13 protein-coding genes are annotated in these 15,672 nt (G+C 58.1%); 10 read left to right on the forward strand and 3 right to left on the reverse strand.

Going from position 1 to position 15,672, the window contains the following annotated elements:
- The first annotated feature begins 366 nt into the window (after positions 1–366).
- The 5 genes from ASD46_RS14995 to ASD46_RS15015 all read left to right on the forward strand — a co-directional run bounded on the left by ASD46_RS14995 (position 367) and on the right by ASD46_RS15015 (position 8,115).
- The gene (locus tag ASD46_RS14995; protein ID WP_003516858.1) at positions 367–1,317 is read left to right on the forward strand and encodes a phosphoribosylaminoimidazolesuccinocarboxamide synthase; all 951 of its coding nucleotides are present in this window, start codon (positions 367–369) and stop codon (positions 1,315–1,317) included.
- 2 nt (positions 1,318–1,319) lie between these two features.
- The gene (locus ASD46_RS15000; RefSeq protein ID WP_019566104.1) at positions 1,320–1,979 is read left to right on the forward strand and encodes a TetR family transcriptional regulator; all 660 of its coding nucleotides are present in this window, start codon (positions 1,320–1,322) and stop codon (positions 1,977–1,979) included.
- A gap of 198 nt (positions 1,980–2,177) precedes the next feature.
- Positions 2,178–3,380, forward strand: a complete 1,203-nt coding sequence (locus ASD46_RS15005; RefSeq protein ID WP_025594474.1) for an efflux RND transporter periplasmic adaptor subunit — start codon at positions 2,178–2,180, stop codon at positions 3,378–3,380.
- Between the two features lie 53 nt (positions 3,381–3,433).
- Entirely contained in the window at positions 3,434–6,523 is a 3,090-nt protein-coding gene (locus tag ASD46_RS15010; RefSeq protein WP_003516853.1) for an efflux RND transporter permease subunit, read from the forward strand.
- Between the two features lie 149 nt (positions 6,524–6,672).
- On the forward strand, positions 6,673–8,115 hold the full coding sequence (locus tag ASD46_RS15015; protein WP_025594476.1) for an efflux transporter outer membrane subunit: 1,443 nt from the start codon (positions 6,673–6,675) through the stop codon (positions 8,113–8,115).
- A 114-nt stretch (positions 8,116–8,229) separates the two neighbouring features.
- Here the strand turns inward: ASD46_RS15015 and efp are convergent, their stop codons facing one another.
- Positions 8,230–8,799, reverse strand: a complete 570-nt coding sequence (gene efp, locus ASD46_RS15020) for an elongation factor P (RefSeq protein WP_003516849.1) — start codon at positions 8,797–8,799, stop codon at positions 8,230–8,232.
- A 250-nt stretch (positions 8,800–9,049) separates the two neighbouring features.
- Between efp and epmA the strand changes: the two genes are divergently transcribed.
- The 3 genes from epmA to ASD46_RS15035 all read left to right on the forward strand — a co-directional run bounded on the left by epmA (position 9,050) and on the right by ASD46_RS15035 (position 11,742).
- Positions 9,050–10,114 (forward strand): EF-P lysine aminoacylase EpmA, encoded by a 1,065-nt coding sequence (epmA, locus tag ASD46_RS15025; RefSeq protein ID WP_025594477.1) that lies wholly within the window; start codon positions 9,050–9,052, stop codon positions 10,112–10,114.
- Entirely contained in the window at positions 10,111–11,175 is a 1,065-nt protein-coding gene (locus ASD46_RS15030) for a lysine-2,3-aminomutase-like protein (protein WP_025594479.1), read from the forward strand. Before epmA ends, ASD46_RS15030 begins: the two co-directional genes overlap by 4 nt.
- A gap of 378 nt (positions 11,176–11,553) precedes the next feature.
- Positions 11,554–11,742: a hypothetical protein gene (locus ASD46_RS15035; RefSeq protein WP_003516843.1), complete on the forward strand. Its 189-nt coding sequence runs from the start codon at positions 11,554–11,556 to the stop codon at positions 11,740–11,742.
- Between the two features lie 309 nt (positions 11,743–12,051).
- Here ASD46_RS15035 and ASD46_RS15040 read toward each other — a convergent pair whose 3' ends face one another.
- The gene (locus ASD46_RS15040) at positions 12,052–12,288 is read right to left on the reverse strand and encodes an Lrp/AsnC ligand binding domain-containing protein (protein ID WP_003516842.1); all 237 of its coding nucleotides are present in this window, start codon (positions 12,286–12,288) and stop codon (positions 12,052–12,054) included.
- 116 nt (positions 12,289–12,404) lie between these two features.
- Positions 12,405–13,316: a LysR family transcriptional regulator gene (locus ASD46_RS15045; protein WP_025594480.1), complete on the reverse strand. Its 912-nt coding sequence runs from the start codon at positions 13,314–13,316 to the stop codon at positions 12,405–12,407.
- 130 nt (positions 13,317–13,446) lie between these two features.
- Here ASD46_RS15045 and ASD46_RS15050 point away from each other — a divergent pair, with 130 nt between their 5' ends.
- Complete coding sequence (locus tag ASD46_RS15050) at positions 13,447–14,730, forward strand: NAD(P)/FAD-dependent oxidoreductase (protein WP_060642515.1); 1,284 nt, start codon at positions 13,447–13,449, stop codon at positions 14,728–14,730.
- A 129-nt stretch (positions 14,731–14,859) separates the two neighbouring features.
- Positions 14,860–15,651, forward strand: coding sequence for a molybdate ABC transporter substrate-binding protein (gene modA, locus ASD46_RS15055; protein WP_025594483.1), 792 nt, complete (start codon positions 14,860–14,862; stop codon positions 15,649–15,651).
- Positions 15,652–15,672: the final 21 nt, after the last annotated feature.

Below are 15,672 nucleotides of genomic sequence, written 5' to 3' on the forward strand. Positions count from 1 at the left end.
TGCAGTCACAAAATCAAACCCCAAAAGCAAAAGCCCTTGGAAAACAACAAGCAGTCAGCTCATCAACATGATTTCTTTAGAACGAAAGACTTCGTCGCCAGCAGCGCCGCCGCCCTCGTTCAGTGAGCGGACTTATAAGAGATCACCCTCAAACAAGTCAACACACCTATCGTCAAAAAACTGACATTTTTGCTAACCGTATGAAAATAAAAGATAGTTTCAAGGCGGACCGCCAGGGAGGGCAAGAGGAGCCTCCTGTATGTGCCGACTGGTTCTGTTTCGGGAAACATGCAATAGGAACGGATAAGAGTTTCAGCCAGACTGGGGCGTCCGACGCCCCTTATAGCCTTAAGAATTGGAGAGCCCGTGCGCATTCTCGATGAAGCCGTCATTCCCGAGCTGCCGAATTACTACCGTGGCAAGGTGCGTGAAAATTACGATCTGCCCGACGGCAACCGCATTATCATATCAACCGATCGCCTCAGCGCATTCGACCGCATCCTCACCTGTGTTCCTTATAAGGGGCAGGTATTGACCCAGACGGCACGCTACTGGTTCGAGCAGACGAAGGATATCTGCCCCAACCACGTGGTCAGCTATCCCGATCCGAATGTCGTCATCGGCAAGAGGCTTGAAATATTGCCGGTCGAAGTGGTGGTTCGCGGTTATCTAGCCGGCACCACCGGCACATCGATCCTGACCCTTTATAAGAAGGGCCAGAGACAGATGTACGGCATGAGCCTGCCGGACGGGATGAAGGACAACCAGATCTTGCCCGAGCCGGTGATCACGCCGACGAGCAAGGCCTTCGATGGTGGTCACGACGAGCCGTTGACGCCGGCCGAGATCGTGGAGAAGAAACTTCTGACGCAGGAGCAATGGGACACGCTTTCCCGTTACGCGCTCGCACTGTTCAAGCGCGGACAGGAGATTGCCGCAAAGCAGGGCCTCATCCTCGTCGATACGAAATACGAATTCGGCACCGATGAAAACGGCACGATTATTCTGGCCGACGAAATCCACACGCCTGACAGCAGCCGCTACTGGATGGCTGAAACCTATGAAGAGAGCTTCCGCAACGGCGCACGGCCGGCAAGCTTCGACAAGGATTTCGTGAGAGCCTGGGTTGCCGAACGCTGCGATCCCTATAAGGACGACGTTCCGGAAATTCCGCAGGAACTCGTATTGCAGACGTCAAGGGTATATATTGATGCATACGAACGCATCACCGGACAAAGCTTCGTTCCCGACGATAGCGGTGAGACGCCGCTGGCAAGAGTACGCCGGAACCTGGAGCAATTTTTCCCCGGAGTCTGACCTTGAGCAAAACGATCGAACAGGCGAGAAAGGGTGACAGGAGGAACGACGTTCCTGTCAAGCGCCGGCCTCGCCGTTCCGCCGAAGAGACGCGGCGGGACATTCTTGCCAAAGCCGAAGAACTTTTTCGCGAGCGCGGGTTCAATGCAGTGGCGATTGCCGATATCGCCGCAGCACTCGGCATGTCGCCCGCGAACGTCTTCAAGAACTTCAATTCGAAGAATGCGCTCGTCGATGCCATCGGGTTTGAGCAGATCGGTGCCTTCGAGCGGGAAATCCACCCGCTCGATAAAAGTCATGCACCAGTTTCAAGGCTGCGCCATCTCGCCCGCACCCTGATGGAACAACACCATCAGAACCTCAACGACAATCCCTATATATTCGAAATGATCCTGATGACGGCCAAGCAGGACATGAAGTGCGGTGACTATTACAAATCCGTCATAGCAAACCTGGTGGCCGACATTATTCGCGATGGCGTAGATAAGGGAATTTACGCCCCCGCCGACATCCCGCCTCTGGCGGAAACCGTCCTCCACGCACTCGCGAGCGTCATCCATCCCGTCCTCATCGCACGGGAAGATATCGGCAATTTAGCAACACGTTGCGATCAACTGGTTGATTTAATCGAGGCAGGATTGCGCAATCCGCTTGCTAAGTGACGATTCTCAACTTACGTCACCTTCTCGCAATTGCTTGCGAAGCGTGAAAGCCTGCGCTTCTATGCGAATGGCGGTCCGAGCAGATTGAACGAAGAAAGTCCCCATAGGGCCTTCACCCATCGTCCCTGCACCCGGACCAGCATCCGCCGAGCGACACTGCGCTTATAGTTGAATGCGACCGATACGCAGGGAAGAACAATGAGCCGACGTATTTTACCCCTATTTGCTTCTCTGTGCATGACCGCAGTTCTCGCGGGATGCAGCGATGGCGGCGAAAGCAGCCAGACCGCCGGCCAGGGCGCCGCGCGTCCCCCGTCTCCGGTCAGCATCATTGTGATGAAGACGAGCGAATATCCCCTGACCACCGTTCTTCCCGGCCGCGCAAGCGCGTTCCAGACGGCGGAAATCCGCCCGCGCGTCACTGGCATCATCCGCGACATTCCCTTCAAGGAAGGCAGCGAGGTCAAGCAGGGTGACATTCTCTACCAGATTGAAGACAACACCTATCTGGCAGAAGTGGCACAGGCCAAGGCAAGCGTAGCGAAAGCCGAAGCAAGCGTTCCGAGCGCCCAGGCGAACCTTGCCCGCTACGAGCGGCTGGTCAACAGCGGCGCAACGCAGATCGAATATGAAAACGCCAAGGTGACGCTGCTTCAGGCCGAAGCCGACGTAGCCCAGGCCAAGGCTGCGCTGGAAACGGCTGAGATCAATCTCGATCTCACCAAGGTCCGCGCGCCTTTCGACGGCATCACCAGCGCAACCGCTTTCAGCATCGGCAACGTGGTGACCGCAAACCAGACGACGGCTTTGACGACGCTGCGCCGCATCGATCCGATCTACATCGATCTGATGGAATCCAGCATCAATCTTCTGCGTCTGAAAAAGGCGATCTCGTCGGGCCAGCTCGGCGGCGATACCAAGGAAACCGGCATTCACCTGACGCTGGAAGACGGCACCGAATACAAGCATGACGGCAAGATCGACATGTCGGACATGGCGGTGAGCGAAACCACGGGCACCTTCTCCATCCGTGCTCTCTTCGATAACCCGGACGATCTTCTGCTTCCCGGCACCTATGTTCGCGCAACGCTGACCATCGGTAAGGAAACGGGTTTCCGCATCCCGCAGCGCGCAGCTAGCCGGAACGCCAATGGCGAACTGACCGCGAAATTTGTCACCGCGGAAAACAAGGTGGAAACGCGCACCTTCCCGTCCAGCCAGCAGTCGGGCAATGCCTGGCTGGTGACGGAAAATGTCAAGGATGGCGACAAACTCATCGTTGACGGTTTCCAGTGGATTGCCGACGGCGCGACGGTCGCGCCCGTGGAAGTGACCATCGACGATCGCGGTATCGTCGTTCTGCCGCAGCAAGCTCCGCCTGCCGCCGCCCCCTCGAAATAAACATGAGCACGAAACCCTCGGTCGAAGCTCGTAAAAGGTAAGGCAGGACTGCCATGGCCCATTTCTTTATCAGGCGCCCCGTTTTTGCATGGGTTATCGCCATCGTCATCATGCTGGGCGGCGCTCTGGCAATTGTGACGCTCTCCATCTCGCAATATCCCGATATTGCCCCGACGACGGTCCGCGTCAGCGCAACCTATAACGGCGCTAGCGCTGAGACGGTCGAAAAATCGGTGACGACCATCATTGAGGACGGCATGACCGGCCTCGACGACCTCACCTATATGACCTCGTCTTCCTCGACCGGCAGCGCCGAAGTGACACTGACCTTCGGCAACAGCATCCTGCCTGACATCGCGCAGGTTCAGGTGCAGAACAAGCTGCAGCTCGTGCAGTCGCAATTGCCCGACACCGTGCAGCAGCGCGGTATTCAGGTCAGCCGCTCCACATCGAGCATTCTGATGGTGGGTGCGCTGATCTCGACGGACGGCAAGCGCAATTCGGCCGATCTCGGCGACGTGTTCTCCTCGCGCGTTGAAGACCAGATCAAGCGCCTTGAAGGCGTGGGCAGCATCAACGTCTTCGGTTCCGAATATGCGATGCGCATCTGGCTCGATCCGTTCAAGCTCAACAAATACCAGCTGACCACGGCTGACGTCACCGGCGCCATCGAAAGCCAGAACACCCAGGTTTCGGTCGGCTCCCTCGGTGCCGTTCCCGCCGTCCAGGGCCAACAGCTCAATGTGACGGTGACGGCGCAGAGCCAGCTCACCACCGTCGCCGATTTCGAATCGGTCATCTTGAAGGTTGAGAAGGACGGCGCAACCGTTCGCCTGAGCGACGTGGCCCGCATCGAAATCGGCCAGGAAACCTATGGCGGTGATTCCCGCTCCAACGGCCGTCCTTCCGCCGGTTTCGCGGTCAACCTCGCCACGGGCGCCAACGCGCTCGATACTGCAGCACGTGTCAAGTCCGCGCTTACGGCCGTTGAGGGTTCGCTGCCTGCGGGTGTCTCGATCGAATATCCCTACGACACGACACCCTTCGTGAAGCTGTCGATCGAGAAAGTGGTGCATACGCTGATCGAGGCGATCATCCTCGTTTTCGTCGTGCTGCTGGTCTTCCTGCAAAACCTGCGCGCCACCTTCATTCCGATGATCGCCGTGCCCGTCGTGCTCCTCGGCACGTTCGGCATCCTCGCAGTCACCGGATATTCTATCAACACGCTGACCATGTTCGCCATGGTTCTGGCGATCGGCCTTCTCGTGGATGACGCCATCGTCGTTGTTGAAAACGTCGAGCGCATCATGTCGGAAGAGGGCCTGTCGCCGGTCGAGGCGACGGAAAAATCGATGGGCGAGATAACCGGCGCCATCATCGGCATCGCGCTCGTCCTGACCGCCGTGTTTATTCCCATGGCCTTCTTTGGCGGATCGACTGGTATCATCTATCGCCAGTTCTCGATCACGATCGTTTCGGCCATGCTGCTTTCGGCGGTGGTCGCCATCGTTCTGACGCCGGCGCTGTGCGCAACAATGCTGAAGCCCATCGACCATACCAAAAAGCAGCGTGGACCGGGTGCCTGGTTCAACCGCGGCTTCGGCAAGACGACGGACGGCTATGTTTCGTCGATCGGCTATCTGCTGAAACGGCCCCTGCGCGTGACGATTCTTTTCCTGATCGTCGTCGGCGGCTGCGCCTGGTTCTTCACCAAACTGCCAAGCTCCTTCCTCCCACAGGAAGATCAGGGCGTGCTGCTGACGATCATCCAGACACCGACCGGTTCGAACATCGAACGCACCAACGAGGTGGTAAAACAGGTCGAAAGCTACTTCCGTGAAAAAGAAGCAGCCAATGTCGAATCGGTTTTCGGCGTGCTTGGATTCAGCTTCAGCGGTTCGGGTCAGAACAACGCGATAGTCTTCACCAAGCTCAAGGACTTTTCCGAGCGAACCGCACCCGATCAACACGCCGCCGCCATTGTGCAGCGGGCAATGGGTACGTTCTTCGGCTTCCGCGATGCACAGGTATTCCCGCTTTTGCCGCCGGCAATTCAGGGCATGGGCACGTCGAGCGGTTTCTCCATGTATCTCGTGGATAGCGGCCGCAACGGCACCGACGCTCTGACCGCAACCTCCAAGGACCTGATTGCGCTTGCAACAAGCAATCCAAAGATCAGCTCTCTGCGAAGCGACAGCCAGGACAACGAAACGCAGATGAAGATCATTCTCGATCAGGAAAAGATGGGGGCCATGGGCGTCGATCTTTCCTCCGTGAACCTGATGCTGTCGACGATCTTTGCCGGCCGGGATGTCAACGACTTCACCCTGAACGGTGAGCTCAAGCCGGTCTATGTTCAGGGCGATGCACCCTATCGCATGCAGCCGGACGACCTGAAGTTCTGGTATGCCCGCAACACCAGCGGCGAAATGGTACCTTTCTCCTCCTTCAGCGAGGTGAAGTGGATCAACGCGCCGCCGTCACTGGCACGCTACAACGGTACGGGCGCGATCTCGCTTGAAGGCACCGCCGGCGCAGGCGTTGCTTCCGGCGAAGCCATGGACGAGATGGAACGTCTGACGGCAAGCATGCCAGGCGGTTACACCGTGGCATGGCAGGGCATCTCCTATCAGGAACGCCTTTCCGGCTCGCAGGCGCCCATGCTGTACGCGCTGTCGGTTCTCATCGTGTTCCTTTGCCTGGCTGCCCTTTATGAAAGCTGGTCGATCCCGTTCTCGGTCATTCTGGCTGTCCCGGTGGGTGTCCTCGGCGCTTTGACTGCGGCCCATTTCTTCGGCCAGACGAACGACGTCTACTTCAAGGTGGGCCTGCTGACGACCATCGGCCTTGCCGCGAAAAACGCGATCCTGATCGTTGAATTCGCCAAGGAGAGGCAGGAGCACGGGTTAAGTCTGGTGGAGGCGGCACTGGAGGCGGCGAAGCTGCGCCTGCGCCCGATCATCATGACGTCGCTCGCCTTCATCCTCGGCGTCGTGCCTCTCGCGATCGCAACCGGAGCGGGTTCCGCTGCGCAAAATGCAATCGGTATCGGGGTGCTGGGTGGTATGCTTTCTGCAACACTGCTCGGAATTTTCTTCGTTCCGTCCTTTTTCGTCATCATTCGTCGCCTTTCAAGGCGTTAACAAAACAAAAATGGGCTGTGCCAACCGTTAATACGCTGCTAGAAATATGGCCGATTTGGCAAACGCACGTTTCTAGGGCATATCGACCGCGCAGCCCATTTGTCAGCAAGCCGCGCTTGGTAAGCCAACCAGAGAATTGGGAAAATTATATGCTGTCTATTCGCGCTACTATTCCCCTGACAATGCTACTGCTTTCGGGCTGCGTTGTCGGACCCGACCACAAGACGCCGGAAATTCAATTGCCGGGAAAGTTCGCGGAAGCCGGAAAAACCAGTAATGGCGACATCAGCAGCGTTGCATGGTGGACGGCCTTTAACGACAACCGCCTGAACGGTTACGTCTCCACCGGCCTTGCGCAGAACCTCACCGTCATGCAAGCAATCGAGCGCATCAATCAGGCGCAGGCTCAGGTGATCGTGGACGGCGCCGGCGGCCTGCCGAGCCTGACTGGCAGTGGCAGCCACACGACCAGCGAGACCAAGGGCAGCTACCGTGACGTTCCCGTCACCAACGTGTCCAACGGCAGCCTTAGCATTTCCTGGTTCCTCGACCTTTTCGGTCGCTATCGCCGGGCAACGGAAAGCGCTGATGCTTCGCTTGACGCCGCGTACTCCACCGTCGACGTTCAGCGCCTGACGCTGATTTCCTCAGTCGCCGCGGCCTATATCGACGTGCGTTATTATCAGGAGCGCCTGGCGATTGCCCGCCAGAACCTGAGTTCACGCCGCGAAACGCTCGATCTGACGAAGCTGCAGCTCGAAGCGGGTGCGGCCTCGCGTCTCGATGTCGTCCAGTCCGAAGGTCTGGTCAATTCAACGCTGTCGCAGATACCCGGCCTCGAAACCAGCTTCCGCAAGTCAGCCCACCGCATCGCGACCCTGCTCGGCATGCCGGCCTCGTCGCTCATCACCGAGCTGCAGAAGGGCGCACGCCAGCCTGTTGCGCGCGCAGTTCCCCGCACCGGCATCCCGGCCGACCTGATCCGCAACCGTCCGGACATCCGCGTCGCTGAACGCAATCTCGCCGCTGCGGTCGCCACGATCGGTGTAACCGAGGCACAGCTTTATCCAAGCATCGAGCTTGGTGGCGCGATCACCCCGAGCTACAATTTCCTGAGTGGCGGCGGCAGGGGAACGGCCAATAGCTGGTCCTTCGGTCCGAGCCTCACTCTCCCGATCCTCGATGGTGGCAGACTGCGCGCCAATGTCGACATCGCGAACTCTCAAGCACGCGAGCAATATCTCGTCTGGAAGGCAACCGTTCTCAACGCAGTTGAAGAAGTCGAAAACGCCCTGGCCGCCATCAATCGCGACCAGCGTACCGTCGACGCGCTGAGAAAGACTGTCTCATCCTACCAGGAAGCGCTGCAGCTCTCGACAGCCAGCTATCGTGACGGTGCTTCGTCTCTGCTCGACGTTCTGGATGCCCAGCGGTCGGTCTCCGATGCGCAGGCAAACCTTGCAACGGCGATCCAGACGACCGCGCAGGATTATGTATCGCTCAACGTGGCTCTCGGTGGCGGTTATGCCGTTGGCCAGCCTGCCCCGAAGAAGTCCGCCGGCCCAACCGTGGCCGCTGCAAAGGGCATGTAAGAAACGCCTCAAGGCAAATGAAAAGCCCGCGTCGAGACGCGGGCTTTTTTTTGTATTCCAGACACAAAAAAAGCACCGGTCGCCCGGTGCTTTTTGTTTAACCTGCCGTCGGGCTCAGTTCTTGGCGCGCTCGACGTAGGAATTGTCTTCCGTCGCGATGACCACGCGGATACCGGCGTCGATGTGCGGCGGCACCATGGTGCGGATGCCGTTGGAAAGAATTGCCGGCTTGTAGGAAGAAGAAGCCGTCTGGCCCTTCACAACCGGTTCCGTTTCCACGATTTCAAGCGTGACGTGGCGCGGCAGTTCGACAGCCAGCGGATTGCCTTCGTGAATGGAAAGAACGCAGGTCATGCCTTCCTGCAGATAGGCCTTCTGGTCGCCCATCGTCTCGACATCGACAACGACCTGATCGTAGTTTGCCGGGTTCATGAAGTGGAAGCCTTCGCCGTCTTCATAAAGGAACTGGAAGTTCAGGTCTTCGACGAAAGCACGCTCAACCTGTTCGGTCGTGCGCCAGCGCTCGGAGACCTTCACGCCGTCAACGATGCGGCGCATGTCAACCTGCGTGACAGGCGTGCCCTTGCCCGGGTGAAAGTTCTGCGCGGTGAGAACAACGTAGAGCTTGCCGTCCACGTCGAGAACATTGCCCTTGCGGACGGATGAGGCGATAACCTTGACCATATGACTTCCTTGTAACTCGATGAAATGCGTCGTAAAGGACTGCGCGATAGCACCGGCCCGGCAGACGTTTTGTCTTTTTTCTGGGGCGCAACTACCTTAAATCCGCGCGAATTGCCAGCCTTCTACAGCAATTCGCGGAAGAGTGCCTAGCGGTTTTCCGCCCGGAATTGCTTTAAATGATGCGATCAGGCGTTTTGCGGGCCGTTTATCCGTAACAAGGCCAGCAGGTAAGACGGAAAAGAAAAAAGAGATGGGCTCAAGCAACGAGACAATGTCGCCCTGGTGGACGCCCGACGTCCATGCCGACCGCCGCGCCTTTCTGCTTGGACGCAACGCGATCCAGTCGGAATTTCGCAGCTATTTCGCGCGCGCGGACTTTCTAGAGGTCGACACCGCCACATTGCAGATTTCTCCCGGCAACGAGGCACATCTGCATGCCTTCGCCACCCAGGGACTGACGCCGGCCGGCGACGCCGCTCCGCTCTATCTCCACACCTCGCCCGAATTCGCCTGCAAGAAATTGCTCGCGGCCGGTGAAGAACGCATTTTCTGTTTCGCCCATGTTTATCGAAACCGGGAAAGAGGCCCCCTGCACCACCCAGAATTCACGATGCTGGAATGGTATAGGGTCGGAGAAACCTACGAGATCCTGATGAAGGACAGCGCCAATCTTCTGGCGCTGGCGGCAGAAACCGCCAAAACAAACAATTTCACCTATCGTGGCCGCAGCGTCGATCCGTTCCTCGAACCGGAACGTCTGAGCGTCGCGGAAGCCTTCGATCGCTATGCGGGAATTGATCTTCTGGCGACGATTGACCGAAACGGCGAGACGGATAGCCAGCACCTTGCCGCAAGCCTCACCAATGCCGGAATTCGTGTGGCTAAGGACGACACCTGGGCGGATATGTTCAGCCGCGTTATCGTGGAGCGGGTGGAACCCGAACTGGGCTTCGGCCGCGCCACCATTCTCGATGAATACCCCACAAGCGAGGCTGCGCTTGCCCGCAAATCGCCTGGGGATGCGCGGGTGGCGGAACGGTTCGAGCTTTATGCGTGTGGCGTGGAACTTGCCAATGCCTTTGGCGAATTGACAGACGCTGCTGAGCAGAGACGGCGTTTCGAAATGGAGATGGTTGAGAAGCAGCGGGTTTACGGCGAGACCTATCCTTTGGACGAGGATTTTCTGGCGGCGCTGGCGATCATGCCGCCGGCAAGCGGCATAGCACTCGGTTTCGACCGACTGGTGATGCTGGCAACCGGCGCGCCCCGAATCGATCTGGTCATGTGGGCACCCGTCGCGGAATACGGACGATGACAAGGCTTGAAACCATCAAGACACCCGAAGCACTTGTTGAGGCGGGGTTGATCAAGACCGAGGCGCTCGAGGACGTGCGCGCGGTGACGCAGCGTTACGCGTTAGCCATCACAGCGACAATGGCCGATCTGATGGACAGCGGCGATCCGCAGGACCCCATCGCGCGGCAATTCGTGCCGGACCTAGCCGAACTCGTCCACCTTCCCGAAGAACGGGACGATCCGATCGGCGACGGTGCACATAGTCCCGTCCATGGCATCGTCCACCGTTATCCGGACCGGGTGCTCTTGAAGGCGGTGCATGTCTGCCCCGTCTATTGCCGTTTCTGTTTCCGCCGCGAAATGGTCGGGCCGCAAGGCAACGGCATGATGAACCCGGAAGAGCTGGACGCCGCATTCAACTATATAAAAGCCAACCCGGCCATCTGGGAGGTCATCCTCACCGGCGGCGATCCGCTGGTGCTCTCGGCGCGGCGATTGTCCGACCTGATGACGCGGCTGAAAGACGTACCGCACGTCAAGATCGTTCGCTTCCACACCCGTGTGCCGGTCGTCGATCCCGAACGAATCGACGGGCCGCTGATCGAGGCATTGAAGGCCAGCGGTAAAACCACCTATGTGGCCCTGCACGCCAACCACGCACGCGAACTTGGGCAAGCAGCCAGAAGTGCTTGCGCGCGGCTGATCGATGCCGGCATCGCCATGGTCAGCCAGACCGTACTTTTGAAGGGCATCAACGATGATTCGGCAATTCTCGCCGAACTGATGCGCGCCTTTGTCGAGAACCGTATCAAGCCTTACTACCTGCACCACCCCGACCTTGCGCCCGGCACCAGCCATTTCCGGCTGACGATAGAAGAAGGTCAGCGAATCGTTTCCGCGTTGCGCGGGCATGTCTCCGGTCTTTGCCAGCCGACCTACGTTCTCGACATTCCGGGCGGTCACGGCAAGGCCACGATCGGCCCGAATGCGGCCGAAAAAACCCGCGATGGCTGCTACTCCGTCTCGGACTTCAACGGAAACGATCATATTTACCCGCCGCCTGCATCCGGCGACGATTAAAAAAAGCATAAAAAGCCCGCCGTGCCGGGCTTTTCAAAGCGGCGTCGAACGAAAACAAAAATTTCACATTTCCGCCCCCCTCCTGTCATCATAAAGAAAAATATTCTACCTATAACAATCAGCATTGATTTTAATGGTGGTCTGGATTATCAGTGTGGAACTGGAGAGCGAGTCTCCTGATTCCGGATCAACACCAATACAGGGAGTGTGTCATGTCAAAATATATTCGCATCAACGCAATCCTTGGTCTTGAGTCCTGGAATGCTGGATTTAAATCCACGTGTTCCCGCTGCTGTCGAATGTGACCTGACGGTCTCAATTTTCTGAAAATCAGTTCGACAACATGCTGTGTTAATGAGCCACAGCGGGAGTATACCTATGCAAAAGCAAGTTATTGAATTCGCTGGCGAACCCGTCGGCATCGTCATACCGGACAACGACCGGCTGAAGTTCATCGCGGTGAAGTTCCACGTCCACGACCTGGACGAACAGAAGTTCGACAGCGCCGACGATGTGCGGATTGCAATTCGCAATCTCGTGCGCAGCCGGAACCTGGCCGCGGCCTGATGCGGGAAACCCATCACCCGCTCACGGACCTTTCAAAACCAAAGCGCGCCCAATATCGGATCCAGAATACCGGGTCGATGGCGCGCTTTTCTATTGCCTGACAATTCGTCCACTGGTCTGTCATAAACCACGACGGGGTGTATCAATACGCCCTGCACTAAGGTGAAATAGCTTTTTCAAATCCGGATTGGAGTGCAAAAGCCACGCGCTCCTAGAGCTCCCACCTCTCCTGGTTTCTGTGCTCGTCGCAGGAATCCAGCCAGCCCAGATCCCAGGGCTGAAAAGACTCTCTCGCCGCGCAGACGCGCGTCAGAACGCGGTAAAGGTCAGCGTCGTCAACGAGCGGACGATGCCTGGAATATTGACGATGTTCTGGTTGATGAACTTGCCGATATCCTCTTCCTGCGGAAGATAGATCTTCAGCATCAGATCATATTCGCCGCTGGTGGAATAAAGCTCGGAAACCAGCTCCGTTTTGTAGATGGCATCGGCGACATCATAGGTCTTGCCGGGCTCGCATTGAAGCTGGACAAAAATGGGCTTCACGGACATCTCCCGTATTGGAACTTGTGGTGCGTGGCTCTTTGCCATGCGTCATGGCGCACTATTGGCTTAGCCGCGCCGGTCTTGCAAGACCGCCTGCCGGTTTAGGCAGAAAAGTCTCATCCGCTGCTACCAGCCCCGATCGCGGCCTGAGAAACGATCCAGCTTCGAAAACTTTCAAGCGGAGCGTAACCGGCGCGATCGGGCATGCAGGCGAGATAATAGGCCTCTTCGCTCTCCACCTCGCCGGTAACCGCCGCGACAAGCCGGCCGCTTCGCAACTCCTCCCCGATCATGAAGGACGGAATGAGCGATGCCCCGACCCCGGCGCTCGCCGCCTCGGCAATCGTCGTGAACTGATCGAAAAGCATGCCATGCACATTGTCGAAAACCACATCATGGCTGCGAAACCATTGTTCCCAGGCGTCCGGCCGGGTCGTCATGTGCAGCAGCGGCACATGCAGCAGATCGCCCGGCTGTGAAAGCCCGTAGCGCTCCCTGAAAGCGGGACTGCACACCGGAATGACTGTTTCATGCATCAGAAAAACGAGTTCGGTACCCGGCCAATGCGGCAAACCGAAATGGATCGCCGCATCGACTGTATCGGTACGGAAATCGAACAGCGACGAACGCGTAAGAAGATTGACCGAAACGCCCGGATGTCGGGCAATGAAATCGGGAAGACGCGGCACCAGCCAGCGCGTACCAAAGCTTGGCAAAACACCGAGATTGAGCGTGCCGCCATCCGGATTGGCGCGCAGATTGAGCGACGCGGTCGATATTCGCCGCAGGGCCTCCCGGATTTCCCGCGCATAACCCTCCCCCGCCCGGGTGAGCCGGATTGTCTGCCGCTCGCGCAGAAACAGCGCCACGCCAAGCTGCTCCTCAAGCGCGAGGATCTGCCGACTGACCGCGCCTTGAGTAAGCCCGAGTTCTCTCGCAGCCGCGGTCACGCTGCCCGTGCGCGAGGCGGCTTCAAAGGCAGCAAGAAGTGAAAGCGACGGTAAGAAGCGCCGAGGCGGTAGAACCATATTCCCTCACGGAATGAACTCTTGACGATATGTCGATATTCAACAGGTGAGGCCGCTTGTAAAGTCTCATAAACAAGGGCTTGTCACTCATACGGAAAACAAATGAACTCGCCCGGAAAATGGTGGAACGATGTATAATGATCCCCGCTCGCACGGCCTCTGGGAAAAGACCGCGCCGCAGCCGCCCGCAACGCCTGCACTGCAAGGCGAGGCGGTTGCCGATGTGGTGATTGTCGGTGGCGGCTTCACCGGACAATCCGCCGCCCTTCATCTTGCTGAAAAGGGCATGGATGTCGTTCTTCTCGAAGCCAGGGAAATAGGCTTCGGCGGCGCCGGCCGCAATGTCGGTCTCATCAACGGCGGCATGTGGGTCATGCCGAGGGAGTTGCCCGGCGTGCTGGGCGAAACCTACGGGGAACGGCTTCTCAGCCTTCTGGGTGATGCGCCGTTGCTGGTGCGCGAATTGGTGGAAAAACACGCGATTCCCTGCGAGATCGAAAAGAATGGCACATTGCATTGCGCCGTCGGTGAAAAAGGGCTCGCCGAAATTCGCGAGCGCTGCGAACAATGGGCAGCCAGGGGCGCTCCCGTCCGCCTTCTCGATGCCGATGAAACGGCAAGACACACCGGCAGCACCGCATATTCCGGCGCACTTTTCGATACGCGCGCCGGCACGCTTCAGCCGCTTGCCTATGTTCGTGGTCTGGCTGCCACCGCGCAAAAGGCAGGAGCACGGCTGCACACCGCCAGCCCCGTCATGTCGACCGAACGCAGCGGCGGAAAATGGGTGGTAAAAACACCGCAGGGATCGGTGACCGCCAACTGGATCGTCGTCGCCACCGAAGCCTACAGCACCGGGCCGTGGCAGATCGTCCGCGACGAACAGACCTACCTGCCCTACTTCAACTTCGCGACCAGACCGCTTAGCGACAATCTGCAAAAGAGTATCCTGCCGAACCGAGAAGGTTGCTGGGATACAAAGGAAATCCTCTCCTCGTTCCGCATGGACAAAGCGGGTCGGCTGGTCTTCGGCAGCGTCGGCGCGTTGCGCAGCACGGGTGCCGCCATTCACCGGGCATGGGCCAAACGATCGCTGAAGCGGCTTTTCCCGCAACTGGGAGAGACTGAATTCGAATGCGAATGGTACGGCCAGATCGGCATGACGGACAATGCCGTGCCGCGTTTCCATAAATTCGCGGAAAATGTCGTCGGTTTTTCCGGTTATAATGGCCGCGGCATCGCACCCGGTACTGCCTTCGGCAAGGTGATTGCGCAACATATTCTCGGTGATATCGCCGAAAACGACCTGCCTCTTCCCTTGACCGAACCAAAAGCGCAGGCCTTCAGGGCAGTGAAGGAAGCCTATTACGAGGCGGGCGCACAGATTGCCCATTTCGCCGGTGAACGCTTCTGATCAACAGGCCGAAAGCCGCCGGTCGTGGCGGCTTTTTAAACGGCATCGATATATTCTTGAAAATATAATGATTGCCCTATAGGCCTATCGATATATTCATCAGGATATCTCGAACCGGGGGAACACACCATGAGACTCTTACGCCGCACCTTCTTCAAAACCATCGCCGCAGCAACATCCTTCTGGGTGGCGGCATCCTTTGCGGTGGTTCCCGCCCATGCCGCCGAAAAAGTCACGGTGTTTGCTGCCGCGAGCATGAAAAACGCACTTGATGCGATCAATGCCGAATGGGCGAAGGAAAGCGGCAATGAAGCGACCGTGTCCTACGCCGCAAGCTCCGCACTCGCCAAACAGATCGAGCAGGGTGCACCGGCGGATATCTTCATTTCCGCCGACCTCGCCTGGATGGATTATGTTGCCGAAAAGAAGCTGATCGACGTCGAAAGCCGCTCCAATCTTCTTGGCAACCGCATCGTTCTCGTCGCCCCGGCCGACAAGGCCAAGCCGGTCGATATTAAAAAGGACTTCGATCTCGCCGGACTGGTGGGCGATGGCCGACTGGCCATGGGCGCGGTCGATTCCGTTCCGGCGGGTAAATACGGCAAGGCTGCGCTGGAAAAACTCGGCGTCTGGTCATCCGTGGAAAAGAAAGTCGCCGGCGCGGAAAGCGTGCGCGCAGCGCTGCTGCTGGTGTCGCGCGGCGAAGCGCCCTATGGCATCGTCTACCAGACCGATGCGGCCGCCGATCCGGGCGTGAAGATCGTCGGCACCTTCCCGGAGGACAGCCATCCGCCGATCATCTACCCCGTCGCCATTCTCTCGGAAGCAAAATCTCCGGCGGCAAAATCCTATCTGGATTTCCTGAAGTCCGCCAAGGCTACGCCCTTCTTCGAAAAGCAAGGCTTTACCGTTTTGAAATAAACTGCGTTTCGCGGTCCCATC

This window comes from Rhizobium sp. Root491, from assembly GCF_001427205.1.
In the GTDB taxonomy this organism is placed as follows: domain Bacteria; phylum Pseudomonadota; class Alphaproteobacteria; order Rhizobiales; family Rhizobiaceae; genus Agrobacterium; species Agrobacterium tumefaciens.

Bases quoted from the DNA above. Each gene is read 5' to 3' on its own strand.
- ASD46_RS15005 (WP_025594474.1), top strand. From the start codon at position 2,178: ATGAGCCGACGTATTTTACCCCTATTTGCTTCTCTGTGCATGACCGCA.
- ASD46_RS15010 (WP_003516853.1), top strand. From the start codon at position 3,434: ATGGCCCATTTCTTTATCAGGCGCCCCGTTTTTGCATGGGTTATCGCC.
- ASD46_RS15015 (WP_025594476.1), top strand. From the start codon at position 6,673: ATGCTGTCTATTCGCGCTACTATTCCCCTGACAATGCTACTGCTTTCG.
- efp (WP_003516849.1), bottom strand. From the start codon at position 8,799: ATGGTCAAGGTTATCGCCTCATCCGTCCGCAAGGGCAATGTTCTCGAC.
- epmA (WP_025594477.1), top strand. From the start codon at position 9,050: ATGGGCTCAAGCAACGAGACAATGTCGCCCTGGTGGACGCCCGACGTC.
- ASD46_RS15030 (WP_025594479.1), top strand. From the start codon at position 10,111: ATGACAAGGCTTGAAACCATCAAGACACCCGAAGCACTTGTTGAGGCG.
- ASD46_RS15035 (WP_003516843.1), top strand. From the start codon at position 11,554: ATGCAAAAGCAAGTTATTGAATTCGCTGGCGAACCCGTCGGCATCGTC.
- ASD46_RS15045 (WP_025594480.1), bottom strand. From the start codon at position 13,316: ATGGTTCTACCGCCTCGGCGCTTCTTACCGTCGCTTTCACTTCTTGCT.
- ASD46_RS15050 (WP_060642515.1), top strand. From the start codon at position 13,447: ATGTATAATGATCCCCGCTCGCACGGCCTCTGGGAAAAGACCGCGCCG.
- modA (WP_025594483.1), top strand. From the start codon at position 14,860: ATGAGACTCTTACGCCGCACCTTCTTCAAAACCATCGCCGCAGCAACA.